Source organism: Nonomuraea sp. NPDC050478 (genome assembly GCF_044458265.1).
In the GTDB taxonomy this organism is placed as follows: domain Bacteria; phylum Actinomycetota; class Actinomycetes; order Streptosporangiales; family Streptosporangiaceae; genus Nonomuraea; species Nonomuraea ferruginea.
In genome coordinates this window covers 97,289-116,693 of record NZ_JBITHT010000005.1, presented here as the reverse complement: position 1 = coordinate 116,693, position 19,405 = coordinate 97,289, and the positions used below count along the sequence as shown (strand labels likewise).

Here is a 19,405-nt window from a genome sequence, read left to right as displayed (position 1 = left end):
GCGACCCCCCGTACATGCACATCTCATAAGGAGTAGCGGCCGTGTTCCGAACCCGGTTCACCCGTCGTCTTCCGGCTGCCGCCGTGGCCGCCGGCCTCGCGCTCGCCGTCGCGGCGTGCGGCGGTGGATCGACTGACAGCGCAGAGACGGCGACGCAGACGGCAGCCGCCCTGAACCCCAACGCGGACCTGACCAAGCAGTCGCTCGCGGTGACCGTGTGGGACGGTTACACCCCCAAAGAGCTGCAGGACATGGTCAAGCGGGATCTGAAGATCTCCGAGCTCAACGTCACCCTCCACGACACCAACGAAGTCGCGATGACGAAGCTGACCGCCGGGGGCGACAGCGGCATCGACGTGGCCTTCGTCTCGGGGCAGTACGCCCAGGCGCTCAACGAGCAGGGCCTGCTGGAGCCGATCCACGCCGAGCTCATCCCCAACCTGGCCAACCTCTACCCCGAGGCCACCCAGCTCTCCTACGACAAGGGCAACAAGTTCTCGGTCCCCTACACCTGGGGCACGACCGGTATCTGCTACCGCAGCGACCTGGTGAAGCAGGAGCCGACGAGCTGGAACGACATCCTCAAGCCCCCGGCCTGGGCCGAGAAGAAGGTCACCATGATGACCACCGAGCGCTGGCTGGCCCTGCCCGCGCTCAAGGCCCTGGGCTACTCGGTCAACACCGACAAGGACGACGAGATCGCCAAGGTCAAGGAGCTGCTCCTTGAGGCCAAGCCGCACCTGCTGGCCTACGACGACCTCACCTTCGGCGACCGGCTGATCAAGGGCGAGGCCGTCATGGTCGAGGCGTGGGACGGCTGGTGCCCGACCACGGACGAGAAGCAGAACATCAAGTTCGTGGTCCCGAAGGAGGGCAGCGACCTCTGGGTGGACACCATGGTGATCATGAAGACCTCCAAGAACAAGGAGGCCGCGCACGCCTTCATCAACTACATCCTCAGCCCCGACGTGCACCGCTGGGCGGCCGAGAACATCAACTACATGGTGCCGAACAAGGCCGCCATGGACAAGGTGAAGATCGTCCCCGGCTCGCTGCTCGGCACCAAGCCGGCCGAGCTGCTCAACGGTGAGTCGATCATCGACATCGGCCAGGCCAGCACCAAGTACACCCGCCTGGCGTCCGAGATCAAGGCCGAGTAGGTGTGAAGGACAAGCCAGAAGCCCGGCCGGTGTCCCTCTCAAGAGGGCGCCGGCTGGGCGCGTTCGTGTTCCTGGCGCCGGGGCTGGCCTACCTGGTCGTGCTGCTCCTGGTGCCGCTGGCGCTGGTGCTCAGCTACACGGTCTTCCAGCGCGGCCGCTTCGGCGGCGTCATCTACGAGTTCACCTGGGAGAACTTCGAGCGCCTGTTCGACTCGCTCTATCTGCGGGTGCTCGTCGACTCGCTGGAGATGGCCGGGCTGGCGACGCTGATCGCGCTGCTGCTCGGATACCCGACGGCCTACCTGATCGCGTGCCTGCCGCGTAAGTGGAAGACGATCGCGCTGGTCGCGATCGTGCTGCCGTTCTGGACGAACTTCATCATCCGGGTCTACGCCTGGATCATCCTGCTGAGCCCGGAAGGGCTGATCAACGGCTGGCTGCAGGCGTTCGGGCTGGGCCCGTACGAGCTGCTCTACAACCGGGGCGCGGTCGTGCTGGGCCTGCTCTACTCGTACCTGCCGCTGATGGTGCTGCCGCTCTACGCCTCCATCGAGAAGCTCGACCCGCAGCTGCGGGAGGCGTCGGCCAACCTGGGCGCCTCGGCGTTCACCACCTTCCGCAAGGTCACGCTGCCGCTGACGGTGCCGGGCGTGTTCACCGGCTGCCTGTTCGTGTTCGTGCCGAGCTTCGGCAACTTCGTCATCCCCGAGATGCTCGGCGGCGGCAAGTCGGCCATGGTGGGCAACCTGATCCGCACCGAGTTCCTGTCGGCGCGCGACTGGCCGTTCGGCTCCGCCCTGGCGCTGGCGCTCATCGCGGTGCTGCTCGTGCTCCTGGTCGTGCAGGCGTGGGTGACGCGCCGTGCGTAGATCAAGGTGGCTGCACGTCCCGTTCTGGGCGACGTACGTGTTCCTGTACGCGCCGATCCTGGTCCTGGTCGTCATGTCGTTCAACTCCGGCGACTCGGCGTACACCTACGAGGGTTTCAGCCTCGAGTGGTACGGCGAGCTGGCCGGCGACGAGCGGATCATGAGCGGCGTGGTCAACACGCTCATCGTGGCCACCGGCTCGACCGTGATCGCCACCGTGCTCGGCACGATGCTGGCCGTCGGCCTGGCCAGGCACTCCAGATCCAAGACCCTGGACGCGCTGGCGCTGATGCCGGCCGTGCTGCCGGACCTGGTGCTCGCGATCGGGCTGCTGCTCTTCTACGGCCTGATCCAGCTCACGCTCGGGCTCTACTCGGCGGTGCTGGCGCACGCGCTGTTCTCGATGGCGTTCGTGGCGGCGGTGGTGCGCACCCGGCTCACCGGCGCGGACACCTCCCTGGAGGAGGCCTCGCGCGACCTCGGCGCCGGCCCGTTCACCACGTTCATGAAGATCACGCTGCCGCAGCTGGCCCCCGGCATCGTCGCGGGCGCGCTGCTCGCGTTCACGCTGTCGCTGGACGAGTTCGTGATCGCCTACTTCACGATCGGCAACCACGAGCAGACGCTGCCGATCGTCATCTACTCGATGATCCGTTTCGGGGTCACCCCGAAGATCAACGCGCTGGCCGCGATCCTGCTCCTGGTGAGCTTCACGGCGGTGATCGCCGGACAGCGCATGACCAAGATCGGGGAAAGGATGCCGCGTGCTCAAGATTGACGGGATCACCCGCAGGTTCGGCGACGTCACCGCGCTCGACGGCGTCTCGCTGGAGATCGGCCAGGGCGAGTTCTTCGCCCTGCTCGGCCCGTCGGGCTGCGGCAAGACGACGCTGCTGCGCATCATCGCCGGGTTCGAGACGCCCGACGCCGGCACGGTGACGCTCGACGGCGAGGACCTGCTGGACAAGCAGCCGAACCGGCGCCCCATCAGCCTGATGTTCCAGTCGTACGCGCTGTTCCCGCACATGACCGTCCAGAAGAACGTCGCGTACGGACTGGAGCGCGAGAAGCTGCCGCGCGCCGAGATCAAGAAGCGCGTCGGCGAGGTGCTGGAGACGGTGGGCCTGTCGGAGCTGGCCGGCCGCAAGCCGAGCCAGCTCTCCGGCGGCCAGCGGCAGCGCGTCGCGCTGGCACGATCCATCGTCAAGCGCCCGCGCCTGCTCCTGCTGGACGAGCCGCTGTCGGCGCTCGACAAGAAGGTCCGCGCCGACATGCAGCTGGAGCTCAAGCGGCTGCAGAACGAGGTCGGCATCACGTTCGTGGTCGTCACCCACGACCAGGAGGAGGCCATGTCGCTCGCCGACCGCATCGCGGTCTTCGACAGCGGCGCGGTGCGCCAGGTGGACGAGCCGGTCGCGCTCTACGAGCGGCCCCGCACCCCCTTCGTCGCCGACTTCGTCGGCGCCAACAACCTCTTCGAGGGTACGGCCGGCGCCAAGGACGAGCTGGAGACCGAGGACTTCGGGGTGCTGCCCGGCTCCCCGGCGGAGGGCCTGGAGCAGGGCGCCAAGGCGCTGCTGGCCGTCCGGCCGGAGCGGGTCAGGCTGATCGGGGCCACCGAGTCACGCGGCCTGAAGGGCACCGTGGTGGACGTAAGCTTCTACGGAGGCGTCTCCCACGTCTCGGTCGGGGTTCCCGGCCGGGGCAAGCCCGTGCTGGCGGCCGTCCAGGGCGCGAGCGAGGTGCGGCCGGGCGCCGAGGTCCGGCTCGACTGGCAGGCCGATGAGGCGGTCATCATCCCGGTGGATCAATGAAGCAGATCGTTGCCCGTGACCGTGCGGGCGTACGAGAGGATCAGCTCCGCGGCCTCGTCGGGGCCGATGAGCGGGTGACGAGCGGTGATGCGGTAGCCGTACGCGTCCTCCAGCGCGACCAGGTTGCGCGAGATCGTCAGCGTGTCGGTGGTGAGCCTGAAGACGCCCAGCGCCGCCCCGGTGTCCAGGATCGACTGGTACATCGACACCTGCCGGTCGTAGAGCGAGGTGAGCAGCACCCCGTAGACGCGGTTGCGGCCGGCCGCGCCGCCCATCTCGTTGAGCAGCCGCACGTCCGGGTCGAGCGATCCGGTGGGCAGCCCCGACCGGATCGTCAGCACCAGCTTGGCGACCGGGTCGGTGTGCGCGGCGAGCTGCCGCAGCCGCTGCTCGTAGAAGCGCTCCATGCCCGCGTGCTGCGCCTCGACCAGCAGCTCGCTCAGGTCGGGGTAGTGGTAGAGCACCGCGCCGGAGGTCAGCCCGGCCTCCTCGGCCACGTGCGAGAGCTGCACCCGGTCGATGCCATGCCGGATGATGGCCCGCCGCGCCGCCTCGATCAGGTCGATGCGCCGGTCACTGCGGCTCTTGCGCTGGGCCATCTTCGCCTTCGCTTCCCAGAGTTCGCTTTACATTCAGGAATCCGTTGACCATAGTGCCCTGAAGTTGACCTTCGCGCCAGATGCGTAATTGAATTCCCCTTCAAAAGGCTAGATCTCCCCCGGAGCGCACATGTCTCTCACCATCCTGTTCATGCCGGAAAGCGCCTACGGCCCGACCAACAACAGCGCCGGCATCGGCGACATCCTCCGCCGCCGCGGCCACCGCGTCGTCTTCGCCGCCGAGGCGTCGTGGAAGGGCAAGCTCGAGGCGCTCGGGTTCGAGGAGGACCTGGTCGACCTCGCGCCTCCGGCCGAGGAGGAGCAGGACGCGGGCCAGTTCTGGAAGGACTTCATCCGCGACACCGCGCCCGAATACCGCAAGAGCACCCGCGAGCAGCTGGAGACCGTCACCGCTCCGATCTGGAAGGAGCTGATCGACGGCGCCAAGTACTGCGAGCCGCAGCTCAAGGAGATCATCGAGCGGGTCCAGCCGGACGTCATCGTCGAGGACAACGTGCTCACCTTCCCGGCGCTGCTGACCGCCGGCAAGAAGTTCGTCCGCATCGTCTCCTGCAACCCGCTGGAGGTCCGCGGCGAGGGCATCCCGCCGGTCTTCTCCGGCCTGCCCGCCGCCGACCGCGCCGAGTGGGACGCCTTCCGTGCCGAGTACGACCGCACCCACCGCGAGATGTGGACCGCCTGGAACGAGTGGTGCGTCGAGCAGGGCACCGAGCCGCTGCCCGAGCTCGACTTCATCCACGAGGGCGACCTGAACCTCTACGTGTACCCGGAGCTGCTCGACTACGTCGACGCCCGCCCGCTGGGCGCCAACTGGCACCGGCTCGACTCCTCGGTGCGCGAGACCGACGAGGACTTCGAGCTGCCCTTCGAGCGCAACGAGGGCGCCTCGCTGGTCTACTTCTCGCTCGGCTCGCTCGGCTCGGCCGACGTGGGGCTCATGCAGCGGGTGATCGACGTGCTGGGGACCACGCCGCACCAGTACGTCGTCTCCATGGGCCCGCTGCACGAGGAGATCAAGCTCGCCGGAAACATGTGGGGCGCCGAGTTCCTGCCCCAGACGAAGATCATCCCGCAGTGTGACCTGGTCATCACGCACGGCGGCAACAACACCACCACCGAGGCGCTCCACTTCGGCAAGCCGATGATCCTGCTGCCGCTCTTCTGGGACCAGTACGACAACGCCCAGCGGGTGCACGAACTCGGCTATGGTGTCAGGCTTTCCACCTACGCCTTCACCGACGAGGAGCTGACGGGGGCGCTCGACCGCCTCCTCGGCGACGAAGAGATGCGCGCCAAGCTGGCCGCCGCCGGCGAGGAGATCCGCCGCCGCGACGGCCTGCGCAAGGCCGCCGACCTGATCGAGGAGCTCGGCCGCAGCTAGGCGGCCGGGGCCAGCGAGGAAAGTAAGTTCATGCGTACGTTGATCAACCCAGCCACCGGCACCGCCTGCGCCGAGGTGCCCGACACTCCCGTGGAGGCCGTCGAGGCCGCCGTGCGGCGGGCCCGCACGGCCTCCGCGGAGTGGGGCGAGGCCACGCCGGCCGAGCGGGCCAAGCTGCTGCTCCGGGTGGCGGACCTGGTGGAGGCCGAGGCCGAGGAGCTGACCAGGCTGGAGGTCGAGGAGACCGGCAAGCCCGCGGCCGTCTTCAGGGACGGCGAGCTGCCCTTCCTCGCCGACAACCTGCGGTTCTTCGCCGGGGCCGCCCGCTCGCTCGACGGCACCGGCGCCGGGGTCTTCAGCTCCGGCTACACCTCGGTGCTGCTGCGCCGCCCCGTCGGGGTGGTCGGGTCGATCGCGCCGTGGAACTTCCCGCTGGTCATGGCCGTCTGGAAGGTCGGCCCGGCGGTCGCCGCCGGCAACGCCGTGGTGATCAAGCCGGCTCCCCAGACGCCGCGCACGACGCTGCGGCTGGCCGAGCTGTTCGCCAAGGCGGGCGCGCCCGCCGGGCTCGTGCAGGCGGTCACCGGCGGCGCCGAGGTCGGCCAGGCCCTGGTCACCGACCCGGGGGTCGACATGGTGAGCGTGACCGGCTCCACCGAGACCGGCCGGGCCGTCATGACCGGCGCCGCCGCCACGCTCAAGCGGGTCCACCTGGAGCTCGGCGGCAAGGCTCCGGCGCTGGTCTTCGAGGACGCCGACCTGGCCGAGATGGCCCGCGGCGTGGCCATGGGCGCCACGTACAACACCGGCCAGGACTGCACCGCCGCCACCCGCGTGTACGTGGCCCGGCAGGTCTACGACGAGGTCGTGGAGGCGCTGCGGGCAACTCTTGCCGAAATCCGGGCCGGCGACCCCTGGGACCCGGAGACCGACATCGGCCCGCTGATCTCCGAGACGCACCGGGAGCGCGTGCACGGCTTCGTGGCACGTTCCGGCGGCCGGATCGCGCACGGCGGCGCGCCGGTCGCCGGGCCGGGCTTCTACTACCCGCCCACGCTTGTGACGGATGTCGCACAGGACAGCGAGATCGTCCAGGGCGAGCTGTTCGGGCCGGTGCTCGTGGTCCTGCCCTTCGACGGCGAGGACGAGGCGGTGCGGCTGGCCAACGACACCCGTTACGGTCTGGCCTCGTCGATCTGGTCGCGTGACGTGGCCCGCGCCATGCGCGTCTCACACCGGCTGGACGTGGGTGTGACCTGGGTCAACGACCATCTCCCGATCGCCAGCGAGGCTCCGCACGGCGGGGTCAAGGGCAGCGGGTCCGGCAAGGACATGAGCCAGGAGGCGGTCCTGGAGTACGCGGTGACGCGGCATCTCATGATCAAACACGCGGCGCCCGCTGAGCGGGACTCCTTCAGGCCAGCCTGAAAGCGTGTGCGGCGGAATGTCGCCCAAAATGCCTACTTGGGCGCATTTGATGGGATATGTTCGGTTGGCCGATCTGGTACGGAGTGTGTTCCAATTACCCAGCCCGGCAGATTCCCATGCGCCACACGCGTGTCTGATTTCTTCGAGCACGTAAGGCGAGAGGTAGCGAGAGTCAGTGAGGACGGAAAACCCCAAGCACACGAGGCCGGGGGACAACACAGGCGGACGTTTCCGGCTGGCGAACTGGCGCGTGCGCTCGAGGCTGGTAGCACTGATCCTCATCCCCACGGTCGTGGGTGTGCTGCTCGCCGGTTTGCAGCTCGCGAGCGCGATCAACACGAGCACCGAGTACCGGCGCCTCACCGAGGTGGCCGAGCTGGCGCAGCGCGTCGGAGCGCTCGCCCACGAGCTGGGCAAGGAGCGCACGCTCACCGCCTGGTACATCGCCGACCGCCGTCGTGCGGGGCGTCTCGCCCAGTTGCGTACCCAGCGTGGAACGGTCGATAACGCCAAAAAGCGGGTAATCGAGGCGGCAGGTGCGATCGACGACAGCCACGCCGCCCGCGTGCGCGCCGACGTCGACGGCATCCTGCGCTGGCTGAACGGCCTCGACGGCCTGCGTGACTCGATGACCGCCCAGAACGTCCCGCCCCGCGCGTCCATCAGCACCTTCACCGACATGATCGGCGTGCTCGCCAACCTGCAGAACGACCTCGGTGAGGGCATCGCCGACGACGGGCTCCAGGGTGACGCGGCCGCGCTGACGGCGCTGCAGCGGGCCAAGGAAGAGGTCTCCCGCCAGCAGGGCATCCTGGTCGTCGCCCTGGTCGAGCGGAAGCTGGACTACGACGACCTGTCCGACTTCCTGGGCTCCTGGAACCGGCAGCAGTCGGAGCTCGACAGCTTCACGCAGGAGGCGCGCACCGCCGACCAGGCCGCCTACCGGCAGGCCATGCGCGGCCCGGAGATCGACCGCGCCGACGCGATGCGCCAGCGGGCGCTGGCCCAGCTGCGCGAGTACTCCACCATCAGGGACCTCGACGTCACCACCCGGCGTGACCTCAGCCTCTGGTACGAGAGCACGACGCTGGCGGGCAACGCCATGCGCAAGGTCGAGGACAGCCTGGCCACCAGGGTCGTGACCCAGACCAGGGAGCTGAGCGACGCCGAGCAGCGCAACGCGATCATCTCCGGCGCGACCATCCTGATCCTGCTGCTCCTCGTCCTGGTGATCACCAGCCGGGTGGCCGGTTCGCTGGTCCGCCCGCTGCGCCGGCTGCGCGCCGAGGCGCTCCAGGTGGCCACCACCCGGCTGCCGGAGACGGTCCGCATCCTCCGCGAGGGCGGCGAGGGCGCCCAGATCCCCGAGGTCCCGTCGATCGGCGTCAACACCCGCGACGAGATCGGGGAAGTGGCCCGGGCCTTCGACGAGGTCCACCGCGAGGCGATCCGGCTGGCCGGCGACGAGGCCAAGCTGCGCGCCAACGTCAACGCGATGTTCGTCAACCTCTCCCGCCGCAGCCAGACTCTGGTCGAACGGCAGCTGCAGCTCATCGAGGGCCTGGAGCAGGGCGAGGAGGACGAGCAGCGGCTCGCCAACCTGTTCCGCCTGGACCACCTCGCCACCCGCATGCGCCGCAACAGCGAGAACCTCCTGGTCCTCGCCGGCCAGGAGGCCGCGCGGAAGTGGAGCGAGCCGGTGCCGCTGGTCGACGTGGCCCGCGCCTCGCTGTCCGAGGTCGAGAACTACGAGCGCGTCCAGATCCAGATCCCGTCCGGCATCCAGGTCGCCGGCCCGGCGGTCACCGACACCGTCCACCTGCTGGCCGAGCTGATCGAGAACGCCATCTCGTTCTCCCCGCGCGAGAGCAAGGTGCAGGTCAGCAGCCAGACCGCCGAGGGCGGCGTGCTGGTGACCATCAACGACCAGGGCATCGGCATGAGCCCCGAGGAGCTGGGCGAGGCCAACTGGCGGCTGGCCAACCCGCCGGTCGTGGACGTCGCCGTCTCGCGGCGCATGGGCCTGTTCGTGGTCGGCCGCCTGGCGCTGCGCCACGGCGTCCGTGTCCAGCTCAAGCAGCGCGAGCGCGGCGGCCTGAGCGCGATGGTGCTGCTGCCCGCGACGCTGCTCATCGGCGGGCAGGGCTCGGTGCCGAACCAGCGCTCGCAGTACGACGCGTTCACCAGCTTCGACCCGTCCCAGTTCGACTCCGCCGCCGCGGCGGCCAACGGCTCGGTCTTCCCCGCCCCGTCGTCCCTGTCCATGGAGACGAAGGACGTCCGGGGAAGCGACAGCGCGCCGCTCGACACCCAGTGGCCGGGCACGATCCCGGCGCCCGGTGGCGAGGGCTGGCCGTCCTACCCCGAGCCCGGCAAGCAGGACTGGCCGCCGTTCACCGAGCAGCCCGCCGCCGGCCAGCAGGGCGAGCCCCGCTGGCCGTCCTTCGCCGAGCAGCCGCCGGTCAACTCCGACGACTCCCGCTGGCCGTCGTTCGCCGACCAGCCGCCGCCGCCCAAGGCCGAGGAGCCGCGCTGGCCGTCCTTCGCCGACGAGCCGCCCGCGCAGCAGGACCAGCCGCGCTGGCCCTCGTTCGCCGAGGACCCCGCGGCGCGGCGCGACGAGGCCCAGTGGCCGTCCTTCGCCACCGAGCCGCCGCCGCAGCGGGAGGAGCCGCGCTGGGGATCCTTCGGCGACCCGGCCCCGCAGGCGCCCTTCGGGGCGGAGCCGAGCCAGCCCTTCGGCGCGGAACCGAACTCGTTCGGCGACCAGCGCTGGCCCTCCTTCGCGGAGACGGTCAAGGCCGCCCAGTCCTACCCGTCGAACGGCAGCGCCGACCCGTTCGGGCCCGGCGAGTACTCCTCTCAGGACCTGACCGGCCCGCTTCCCGCGGTGCGCAACTCGCCGATGGAGGAGCAGGGCGAGGAGTTCCTGCCGATCTTCTCCTCCGTCGGCTCCGACTGGTTCCGCCGGCCCGAGTCCGAGCAGAGCGCGGAGCCTGAGCTCCGGGCCGCCGCTCCGGTGGAGGAGGCGGAGACCGCCCAGCACGCGGCGGTGACCGACCGTCCGGTGCTGCCGCAGCGCACTCCGGGTCAGTCGGGCGCGGGCGCGTCGTGGTCCTCTCCCGCCGACAGCGGCTGGCAGGCCGCGCAGGCCGCCGCCCAGCCCGCGCAGGGCGGCACCACGTCGTCCGGCCTGCCGCGCCGCGTGCCCAAGGCCAACCTGGTCCCCGGTACGGCGAGCCTCGCCGAACCTGCGGTCACCTCGCCCGCTCCGCAGATCTCGCCCGAGCGGCTGCGGAGCCGGCTGTCGAGTTTCCAGCAAGGTGTACGGCAAGGCCGCGCGTTCACCCGCGGAGATGTGAATGAGGAGGAGCAATGAGAGAGTTGAGCCAGGGAGCGCGTGGCATCAACTGGCTGATCACTGATTTCGTCAACAACGTGCCCGGCGTCGCGCACACCGTCGTGGTGTCGGCCGACGGCCTGCCGTTGGCCTACTCCGAGGGCTTTCCCAAGGACCGGGCCGACCAGCTCGCCGCGGTGGCCTCGGGCGTGATCAGCCTGACCCAGGGCGCCGCCCGGGTTTTCGAGGGCGGGATGGTGACCCAGACCGTCATCGAGATGCAACGCGGACTGTTGATGATCATGTCGATCAGCGACGGCTCCTGTTTGGCGGTTCTGGCCGCACCCGACTGTGACATGGGCCTGGTGGCCTATCAGATGACGCTGTTGGTCGAGCGTGCGGGGCAGGTGCTGACGCCTGCCGTACGCGCTGAACTGCAGGCGGCCCGCCCCCGCTAGCCGGGCGGTGACAGGAGATCATGGTGTCAGGTCAGGGTTGGGCTGGTGATAGCAATACTCCGCCGCATCCGTCGGCTCCCCGTCCGCCGAAGTCCAGCTCCCTGGTCCGGCCGTACGCCGTGACCGGGGGGCGAACCGCCCCGCGGATGAAGTTCGCCATGGAGGCGCTGGTGTCCTCCGTGACGTCCGAATACCAAGACATTTCAATGCTGAGTCCGGAATATCAGGCGATCATTCAGCTGACTCGGAACGTCCGGTCAGTTGCCGAGATCTCCGCCCTCTTAAAGCAACCTCTGGGGGTGGTCCGGGTGCTGATCGCCGACATGGCGTCAGAAGGCCTGATCCGCGTGCACCAGCCTGCCCTGGACGCGGGCAAGCCGGACCTCAACCTGCTGGAAAGGGTGCTCAGTGGACTTCGCAGGCTCTAGCGCCGGGCTCACCTCGACGAAGATCGTCGTGGCGGGCGGGTTCGGCGTGGGCAAGACGACGTTCGTGAAAGCGGTGTCCGAAATCCTGCCGCTCACCACGGAGGCGGTGATGACGGACGCGTCGGCCGGTGTGGACGACGTCTCGCTCACCCCCAACAAGACGACCACCACGGTGGCCATGGACTTCGGCCGCGTGTCGCTGGACCGGGAGCTGATCCTCTACCTGTTCGGCACGCCCGGTCAGCACCGGTTCTGGTTCATGTGGGACGACCTCGTACGCGGCGCCATCGGCGCGGTCGTGCTGCTCGACACCCGCCGGCTGGCGGACAGCTTCCCCGCGATCGACTACTTCGAAGAGGCCAAGCTGCCGTTCGTCATCGGCATCAACGGCTGGGACGGGCAGTTCGCCCACTCGGAGGACGAGGTGCGCGAGGCGCTGTCGATCGGCCCGCAGACCCCGATCGTGCGGCTGGACGCCCGCGTCAGGGACTCGGTCAAGGCCACCCTGATCGCGCTGGTCGAGCACGCGCTGTCCCGCCACATGCACGCGCCCGCCTGATCCGGGCGGGAGAACGGCCGCCGCCGCGTTCCGGCGGCGGCCGCCGTGTGTCTCCGGCGCGCCCCCGGGAGGTCAGTGGGCCACCGGCTGGCCGCGGACCAGGCGGCCCACCTCGGCACGCAGGTGGACGAAGTCGGGGTGCTCGCGGGTGTTGATCTGGTCGCGCGGCGACGGCAGGTCCACCTGGAGGTCGGCGACGACGTGCGCGGGCGCCTTGGAGAGCACCACCACGCGGTCGCCCACGTACACGCTCTCGTCGATGTCGTGGGTGATCAGCACGATCGTCATCTTGTGATGCCCGCGCACCTTGAGCACGAGGTCCTCCAGGTCCTCGCGGGTCTGCGCGTCGACCGAGCCGAACGGCTCGTCCATGAGCATCAGCGTGGGCCGGTAGGCCAGCGCGCGGGCGATCGCCACCCGCTGCTGCATGCCGCCGGAGAGCTGGAACGGGTACTTGCGGCCCGCGCCGGAGAGTCCCACCGACTCCAGCGCCTCGGCCGCGGCCTCGCGGCGGCGCTTCTTGTCCATGTTCTTGCGGCGCAGCGGCAGCGCCACGTTGTCGGCCACCGACATCCAGGGGAACAGGGACCGGCTGTAGTCCTGGAACACCACGGCGAGGTTGTCGGGGGTCTGCCTGACCAGCTCTCCGTCGACCTTGATGCGGCCGCCGGTCGGGGTGATCAAGCCGGCGATGGACCGCAGGAGGGTGGACTTGCCGCAGCCGGAGGGGCCCACGATGCACAGTAACTCGCCCTCGGCCACGCTCAGGTTGAGCTGGTCGATGGCGTGGTGCGCGCTGGGCCCGCCGCCGCCGTAGATGTGGGTGAGGTTCTCTATCTCAAGCAAGGCGATTGTCCTAAAAAGGGGCGAATCCAGAGATAACACGGCGACTCTACCGAAGGCCACATTGGTTGCACATGGTTACGCCGTACCGGCCGGTTCATGTCAAGCGCCCGCCGTCTCGCGGGCGTGATGCCAGCCGAGCACGCGGCGCTCGACGACCAGGAACACCTCGTTCAGCAGATAGCCCAGGATGCCCAGGAGCACGATCCCGGCCCACATCGCCGGCAGGTTGAACATCGAGTACGCGACCGTCAGCTGGAAGCCGATGCCGTTCGTGGTGCCGGGCAGCAGCTCGGCGAAGACGGTGACGATCAGTGACAGCGACAGGGCCAGCCGCAGCCCGGCGAACACCTTCGGCAGCGCGGCGGGCAGCACGATGCGCAGCACCCGTTCCCGGCGCGACAGCCGGAAGGCCCGCCCGGTCTCCAGGTAGAGCGGCTCCACCGCGCGGGCGCCGTCGGCGGTGTTGAGCAGCACCGGCCAGATGATGCTGAACATGATGAAGGCGAGCTGCATCCGCATCCCGAAGCCGAACACCACGAGGAACACCGTCACCAGCGCCGGCGGCGGGATCGCCCGCAGGAACTGCAGCACGCCGTCGAGGTAGTCGTAGGCCCTGGAGGACAGCCCGAGCGCCAGCCCGAGCAGGATCCCGGCGGTGGCGCCGCCGGCCAGCCCGCCCGCCATCCTGCCCAGGCTCGGCAGGATGTCGGCCACGGCCTGGTCGGTCAGGAACAGCCTGCCGGGCGGCCCGGAGAACCACATGGCGTGCATCCGGGTCACGATCGTGGACGGCGGCGGGAAGAACGCGCTGCCCGCGGCCCTGGTCGCGACCTCCCAGAGGATCACGAGCACGATCAGCAGCGGCCACCGGAGCAGCGCCCCGCCCAGCCTGGTCATGAGCCGCCTCCCACGCGCGTGTGATGCCACCGGAACAGCCGCCGCTCGGCCGCCACCAGCAGGGCGTTGACCACCACGCCGAACAGCCCCACCCAGACGACCCCGGCGAGGATGTCGTCCATCCGGGCCGGCACCGCGATGCCGGCGAAGTAGATGAACACGCCGATGCCCTCGCCCCGCCCGGCCACGATCTCGGTGCTGACGGTCAGGATGAGCGCCACCCCGGTGGCCAGCCGGAAGCCGGTCATGATGAACGGCGCCGCCGAGGGCAGCGACACCCACCACAGCACCGAGAGACGGCCGAAGCCGTAGGAGCGCAGGGACTCCCTGGCCACCGGGTCCACGCCGCGCAGCCCGTACATCGTGTTGTAGAGGATGGGCCAGACGGCGGCGTAGATCACCAGCGTGACGCGCAGTTGCAGGCCGGTCCCGATGAGCAGCGCCACCAGCGGGATGAGCGCCACGGACGGGATGGGCCGCAGGAACTCCACGATCGCCCGCGTCGCCGCGTCGATCACCGGGACGCTGCCGAACAGCACGCCGAGCGGCACCGCGACCAGCGCCGCCACGGCCAGCCCGATCGCCCACGCGAGCACGCTCGTGCCCGCGTGCGCGCGGAAGCCCTCGTCGAACAGCAGGGCTCCGGCGCGCTGGAGGATCTCCGAGGCGGGCGGCAGGAACTCGGCCAGGCCGGCCCGCCCCGCGATCTCCACCAGCGCGGCGAACGCGAGCGCTCCCGTCACGCGGCGCGCCCACCGGGAGGACCGGGGACGCGCCAGAGGCGAGCGGGTGAGTACGGGGGCGTTCACCCCGAGGTGGTGGGCGACATCAGCGACGCGACGTCGATGTCCTTGCCGAGCCATCCGGCCTCGACCATCCAGTCGGCCACCCGCTGCAGCCGCACCGGGTTGTCGGAGCTGGAGAAGTACGGGAACGTGACGGTGGCGGCGGTCGCCTTCTCGATCTGGGTGAAGTTGGGCAGCACGTCGACGACGAGCTCGCGGTTGGACTCCATCATCTTGGCCGCGGCGTGCAGCGCGCGCTGGAAGGCGGCGGCCGTGTTCGGGTTCTTCTCGTACCATTCCTGGGTGCTGACGTAGCCCGAGATGGGGAACTCGGCGGCCGGGCCGGACGCCGGGTCGAGAATCTTACGGGCGCCCATCTGGGAGGTCGCCGCGGTGACCATGGGCTCACCCAGGTAAGCCGCGTCGATCTGGCCCTTCTGCCAGGCCGGCATGATGTTCTGGAACGTCACCTGGACGTATTTGATCTTTTTCGGATCGACATTATTTGCTTTTAGGACCTGGGTCAGCGCGAGCTCCTGGAAATTGTGCAGGACGTTCACGTTGATCGTCTTGCCTTCGAGGTCCTTGGCCGACCTGATCGGCGAATCAGGCAAAGCCATCACACTCAGGGAATCCGGGGCCGCGCGCGAGCCCTCGGCCAGGATCCGCAGCTTCAGCGCGCCCTGGTCGTGGGCCTGGAACATGGACACGTAATTGCCGAACATGGCGTCGATCTCGCCATTCAGGAGCATGGGAATGGCCTCGGGGGACGACTGCACGATCTGCGGCGTGACCTTGAGCCCCTCCTTCTCGAACAGTTTCTGGTCGATGGCCACGTACAGGGCGGCCGTGTCGATGGCCGGCAGGCCGACGACCTTGATCTCGGTCTTCTCCAGGCCGCCGTTGGCGGCAGCGGTTGAGGTCGGCGCGCTGGTCGTGGTGCTGTCACCGCTGCACGCGGTGATTCCCAGCGCCAGGACCAGCCCGATGACGGCGGCCCTGCTAGGACGGCCAAGCCTCATGTCTGGGACTCCCTTCGCACGGTTAGACGGAGCCTGAAGGTAGGGGGGTGGTCTGTTTCTCGCGGGAGGTGCGCCTGGACACGCAACAAGCACTGACGGTAGCACCAGATGGCGCTCCATCATCGCGAAAATAACACTTATGGTTGCATTGCCGGTTTGACGTTCTATCGTGGTGATTGGCTTGAACAATTAACAATCTTCGTGCTTTCGCCTGCCTTGACTGGGGTTGAGGGGCTCGGGTCGGGCGGTGAAGGAGGTGATGGGTGGGTTCCCGATACTGGTGATGCGTTCGATGATCGGCCAATACGAGCTGTGAGTCGGCTGCCCTCATTTCTCATGACGTGATGGGCGGTCTGGTGACCGTGTCGCGATATCGGGGACGATTAGGCGCCCCGTGCTCGAAATGGCCCTCATCTCGATAGTCAATGAGCCCCCACCCGCAATGGTCATCGAGATTCCCCGTCCGGGGCGAGAGGTTGCGAAGGCAGTGAGTAAGCAGGGTGCTGTAGCTTCCGTTGACCGCGAACCGCACGGCCACCAGGACCGACACCGGACCAGACCTTTCCCGAGCAGATTCCGTCTGGGCAACTGGCACGTGCGATCACGCCTGGTCGCGCTCATCGCGGTGCCCACGGCCGTGGGCGTCGCCCTGGGCGGCCTGAACGTGATCACCTCGCTCCAGGACGCGAACACGTACCAGACCCTGCGCGAGGTCGCCGAGCTGAGCGAGTCGCTCGGCGCGGTCTCCCACGCGCTCGCCGCCGAGCGGGACGAGACCGCTCTCTACATCGCCCAGGGCAGGCCCGACGTGCGCGAGCCGCAGCTGCGCGGCATCCACAACGAGGTCGACGACCTCATCGCGGACGTCAGGCAGCGCGCCACCGCCGTGAACGACACCCACGGCGACGCCGTCCGCCCGGTGCTGCGCAGGCTGGAGGAGATCCGGGCGCTGCGCGACACCGCCGTCGAGGGCAAGATCCAGCCGTTGCCGACGATCGTCAAGTACTCCCAGATCAACGCGGGCATCCTGCAGTTCCACGACCAGCTCGGCCAGGTCGCCGTCGACGACGTGGTCGCGCACACCGCGGGCGCCATGGCGGCGATCGCGCGGGCCAAGGAGCAGGCGTCCAGACAGCGCGGCATCCTGGCCAGCGCGCTGGACAAGAAGAGCTTCGACGCCGGCGAGCTGGACTCCCTCACCACGTCCAAGGCGCGGGAGGAGAGCGAGGAGACGCTCTTCGCCACGCTGGCGACGCAGGACCAGCTCGAACTCTTCCGCAACGTGGTCGTGGGCCAGGACATCGACCAGACCGACCTGTTCCGGTTGCGGGCCATCGCGCAGTCGGCGCAGAACCGGCCGCTGAGCATCGGCACCGACCCGGCCAAGGACGTCGCCACCTGGTTCGACGTGAGCTCCGGCAAGATCGAGGCGATGCGGAAGGTGGAGACCTCGCTGTCCTCCTCCCTCATCCTGCGCGCCCGCGCGCTGGAGGACGGCGCCAACAGGGCCGCGCTGATCTCGGCCGGGCTCATCATGATCCTGCTGCTCGTGGTGCTCGCCGTCATCACGCTCATCGCCCGCTCCCTGATCAGGCCGCTGCGGAGGCTGCGCCGCGAGGCGCTGGACGTGGCCAACCACCGCCTGCCGGAGACCGTGCGCACGCTGCGCGACAGCGGTGACGCGACGCCCGCCCCCGTCGCGCCGATCGGGGTCAAGACCGAGGACGAGATCGGCGAGGTGGCGCGGGCGTTCGACGAGGTGCACCGGGAGGCGGTGCGGCTGGCGGGCGAGGAGGCGCGGCTGCGCGCCAACGTCAACGCGATGTTCGTCAACCTGTCGCGGCGCAGCCAGACGCTGGTAGAGCGGCAGATCACCCTGATCGACGGCCTGGAGCAGGGCGAGCAGGACGAGCAGCGGCTGGCCAACCTGTTCAAGCTGGATCACCTGGCCACCCGCATGCGCCGCAACTCCGAGAACCTGCTGGTCCTCGCCGGTCAGGACCCGCCCCGCCGGTGGAGCCAGCCGGTCAAGATGGTCGATGTGGCCCGCGCCTCGCTGTCGGAGGTGGAGGGATACGAGCGGGTGGTGCTCCAGGTCCCCGACGGGGTGTCGATCGCCGGACAGGCCGTCAACGACGTGATCCACCTGCTGGCCGAGCTGGTGGAGAACGCGCTGTCCTTCTCCCCGCGCGAGACCCGCGTGACCCTCTCGGGCAGCCGGATCGACGGCGGCGGCGTGATGCTGTCGATCACCGACTCCGGCATCGGCATGACCCAGGAAGAGCTCGCCCAGGCCAACGAACGGCTGACGGACACGCCCGGCATGGACGTCGCGGTCTCGCGCCGCATGGGCCTGTACGTGGTGGCCAGGCTGGCGCACCGGCACGGCGTCCGGGTGCAGTTGCGCCCGCACGCCTCGGGCGGGCTGACCGCGATGGTGCTCATCCCCGAGTCGCTGCTCGCCCAGTCGGCCGCCCTCGCGGGCGCGTCCGGCGGCCAGGGCGACGCGTACACCGGGCCCCAGCCCGCGCCGATGCCGCTCAACGTCTTCCCGATGGGCCCCGGACACCCCTCCTTCCCAGGCCCCGACGTCGGAGCGGACGGCGTCGGCTCCGTCTGGCCGGCCCCGCCGTGGCCGCCGGACGGAAGCTGGCCGGAGCCCAGCCGGGGCGGCGGCGGGTCGTACGAGACCAACGACTGGGTGCCCCCGCGCACCCCCGGATGGAACGGCGGCAACCCGCCGATGCCCCGCCGTGGCATGCCCGACCAGCGGCAGCCCATGGGCTACGCGTACGGCGAGCGCATCGACCCGCCGGAGCGGCCGAAGTACGAGTTCCCCGGCAGCGAGCCGTCCACCGGCCCGCTCCCGGCCGTCGGCCCCGGCTCCTCCGGCAGCGGGGACGACTACCTGCCGATCTACGCCGCGGTGGAGTCGGCCTGGTTCGAGCGCGGCGGTTCGAGCTGGAGCTCGTCGAAGGCGGACGAGGGCTGGTCGGCGGCGCAGGCGGCCGTGGAGCCGGTACGCGACGGCTCGACCGCGGCCGGGCTGCCCAAGCGGGTGCCCAGGGCGAACCTGGTGCCCGGCTCGGCCGAGACCGCGTCGGCGCCCAAGGGCGTCATGCCGGTGCCCGCCGTCTCGCCGGATCGGACCCGCTCCCGGCTGTCGAGCTTCCAGCAGGGCTTCCGCGCGGCGCGCGACGACATCAACGGCGGCCGGACACCGGCGAACACGCCCCCGCCCGGCCCGGCCTTCGGCGGGAACGCGTCCGGAGGGAACACCTTCGGCGGCATCAACGGCAGGAACGACGACACAGGCGAGGACCTATGAACGAGCTGAGCCATGCCGCACGTGGCGTGGACTGGTTGATCACCGATTTCGTCAGCACGGTGCCGGGCGTGGCGCACGCCGTGGTGGTCTCCTCCGACGGGCTGCCGCTGGCGGCCTCGTCGGGGTTCCCCGCGGACAGGGCTGATCAGCTCGCGGCCATCGCGTCCGGCCTGGTGTCGCTGACCGCGGGAGCGGCCCGGGTGTTCGAAGGCGGCGGGGTGGCGCAGACCATCGTCGAGATGCAGCGGGGGCTGATGCTCATCATGTCGGTCTCGGACGGCTCCTGCCTGGCGGTGCTGGCCGCCCCCGACTGCGACATGGGCCTGGTGGCGTACCAGATGACCTTGATGGTGGACCGGGCGGGGCAAGTGCTCACGCCCGCGGTGCGTGCGGAACTGCGCGCGGCCCAGACCAGGTGATGCGGGTGACGGATTCGCGGTGGAACAGCGGCGGCTGGGAGCAGGGCCTCC

Annotated in this window: 17 protein-coding genes; 12 read left to right on the top strand and 5 right to left on the bottom strand. The window is 69.7% G+C overall.

From position 1 onward, the window contains the following. Positions 1-41: 41 nt before the first annotated feature. Genes ACIBF7_RS25325 through ACIBF7_RS25310 form a run of 4 tightly spaced genes read left to right on the top strand, consistent with a single transcriptional unit; the run spans position 42 to position 3,843 of the window. On the top strand, positions 42-1,160 hold the full coding sequence (locus tag ACIBF7_RS25325; RefSeq protein ID WP_219546577.1) for a spermidine/putrescine ABC transporter substrate-binding protein: 1,119 nt from the start codon (positions 42-44) through the stop codon (positions 1,158-1,160). A gap of 29 nt (positions 1,161-1,189) precedes the next feature. After that, positions 1,190-2,029: an ABC transporter permease gene (locus ACIBF7_RS25320; RefSeq protein WP_364226543.1), complete on the top strand. Its 840-nt coding sequence runs from the start codon at positions 1,190-1,192 to the stop codon at positions 2,027-2,029. Then, on the top strand, positions 2,022-2,807 hold the full coding sequence (locus tag ACIBF7_RS25315; RefSeq protein ID WP_148033802.1) for an ABC transporter permease: 786 nt from the start codon (positions 2,022-2,024) through the stop codon (positions 2,805-2,807). The genes ACIBF7_RS25320 and ACIBF7_RS25315 overlap by 8 nt, the downstream gene beginning before the upstream one ends. Further along, the gene (locus tag ACIBF7_RS25310; protein WP_364226547.1) at positions 2,794-3,843 is read left to right on the top strand and encodes an ABC transporter ATP-binding protein; all 1,050 of its coding nucleotides are present in this window, start codon (positions 2,794-2,796) and stop codon (positions 3,841-3,843) included. The genes ACIBF7_RS25315 and ACIBF7_RS25310 overlap by 14 nt, the downstream gene beginning before the upstream one ends. Here the strand turns inward: ACIBF7_RS25310 and ACIBF7_RS25305 are convergent. Continuing rightward, positions 3,837-4,442 carry a TetR/AcrR family transcriptional regulator gene (locus tag ACIBF7_RS25305; RefSeq protein ID WP_148033800.1) on the bottom strand — a complete coding sequence of 202 codons (606 nt, stop codon included), beginning with the start codon at positions 4,440-4,442 and terminating at the stop codon, positions 3,837-3,839. The two genes, ACIBF7_RS25310 and ACIBF7_RS25305, sit on opposite strands and share 7 nt — an antisense overlap. Before the next feature lie 130 nt (positions 4,443-4,572). On the opposite strand from ACIBF7_RS25305, the gene ACIBF7_RS25300 reads away from it, so the two are divergent. From ACIBF7_RS25300 to ACIBF7_RS25275, 6 genes are all read left to right on the top strand, one after another. Then, a complete protein-coding gene (locus tag ACIBF7_RS25300; protein WP_364226550.1) occupies positions 4,573-5,844 on the top strand; it encodes a glycosyltransferase in 1,272 nt (423 codons plus the stop codon). A 30-nt stretch (positions 5,845-5,874) separates the two neighbouring features. Then, complete coding sequence (locus ACIBF7_RS25295) at positions 5,875-7,272, top strand: aminobutyraldehyde dehydrogenase (protein WP_148033798.1); 1,398 nt, start codon at positions 5,875-5,877, stop codon at positions 7,270-7,272. Positions 7,273-7,522: 250 nt separating this feature from the next. Next, positions 7,523-10,651 (top strand): nitrate- and nitrite sensing domain-containing protein, encoded by a 3,129-nt coding sequence (locus ACIBF7_RS25290; RefSeq protein WP_397198314.1) that lies wholly within the window; start codon positions 7,523-7,525, stop codon positions 10,649-10,651. 5 nt (positions 10,652-10,656) lie between these two features. Then, entirely contained in the window at positions 10,657-11,070 is a 414-nt protein-coding gene (locus ACIBF7_RS25285; protein WP_219546601.1) for a roadblock/LC7 domain-containing protein, read from the top strand. A 20-nt stretch (positions 11,071-11,090) separates the two neighbouring features. Then, complete coding sequence (locus tag ACIBF7_RS25280; RefSeq protein ID WP_246640375.1) at positions 11,091-11,498, top strand: DUF742 domain-containing protein; 408 nt, start codon at positions 11,091-11,093, stop codon at positions 11,496-11,498. Then, a complete protein-coding gene (locus ACIBF7_RS25275) occupies positions 11,479-12,057 on the top strand; it encodes an ATP/GTP-binding protein (protein ID WP_148033795.1) in 579 nt (192 codons plus the stop codon). The genes ACIBF7_RS25280 and ACIBF7_RS25275 overlap by 20 nt, the downstream gene beginning before the upstream one ends. A gap of 72 nt (positions 12,058-12,129) precedes the next feature. Here ACIBF7_RS25275 and ACIBF7_RS25270 read toward each other — a convergent pair whose 3' ends face one another. The 4 genes from ACIBF7_RS25270 to ACIBF7_RS25255 form a co-directional block, all read right to left on the bottom strand. Then, positions 12,130-12,903 (bottom strand): ABC transporter ATP-binding protein, encoded by a 774-nt coding sequence (locus ACIBF7_RS25270; RefSeq protein ID WP_187281345.1) that lies wholly within the window; start codon positions 12,901-12,903, stop codon positions 12,130-12,132. Between the two features lie 99 nt (positions 12,904-13,002). Continuing rightward, positions 13,003-13,800 carry an ABC transporter permease gene (locus ACIBF7_RS25265; protein WP_364226558.1) on the bottom strand — a complete coding sequence of 266 codons (798 nt, stop codon included), beginning with the start codon at positions 13,798-13,800 and terminating at the stop codon, positions 13,003-13,005. Then, a complete protein-coding gene (locus ACIBF7_RS25260; RefSeq protein ID WP_271275863.1) occupies positions 13,797-14,543 on the bottom strand; it encodes an ABC transporter permease in 747 nt (248 codons plus the stop codon). Before ACIBF7_RS25260 ends, ACIBF7_RS25265 begins: the two co-directional genes overlap by 4 nt. 62 nt (positions 14,544-14,605) lie before the next feature. Beyond that, on the bottom strand, positions 14,606-15,607 hold the full coding sequence (locus tag ACIBF7_RS25255; RefSeq protein WP_187281344.1) for an ABC transporter substrate-binding protein: 1,002 nt from the start codon (positions 15,605-15,607) through the stop codon (positions 14,606-14,608). 595 nt (positions 15,608-16,202) lie between these two features. Here ACIBF7_RS25255 and ACIBF7_RS25250 point away from each other — a divergent pair. Together ACIBF7_RS25250 and ACIBF7_RS25245 are read left to right on the top strand one after the other, a co-directional pair. After that, positions 16,203-18,935 carry a nitrate- and nitrite sensing domain-containing protein gene (locus tag ACIBF7_RS25250; protein ID WP_364226563.1) on the top strand — a complete coding sequence of 911 codons (2,733 nt, stop codon included), beginning with the start codon at positions 16,203-16,205 and terminating at the stop codon, positions 18,933-18,935. Next, positions 18,932-19,354, top strand: a complete 423-nt coding sequence (locus ACIBF7_RS25245; RefSeq protein WP_148033790.1) for a roadblock/LC7 domain-containing protein — start codon at positions 18,932-18,934, stop codon at positions 19,352-19,354. Before ACIBF7_RS25250 ends, ACIBF7_RS25245 begins: the two co-directional genes overlap by 4 nt. The last annotated feature ends 51 nt before the right edge of the window (positions 19,355-19,405 follow it).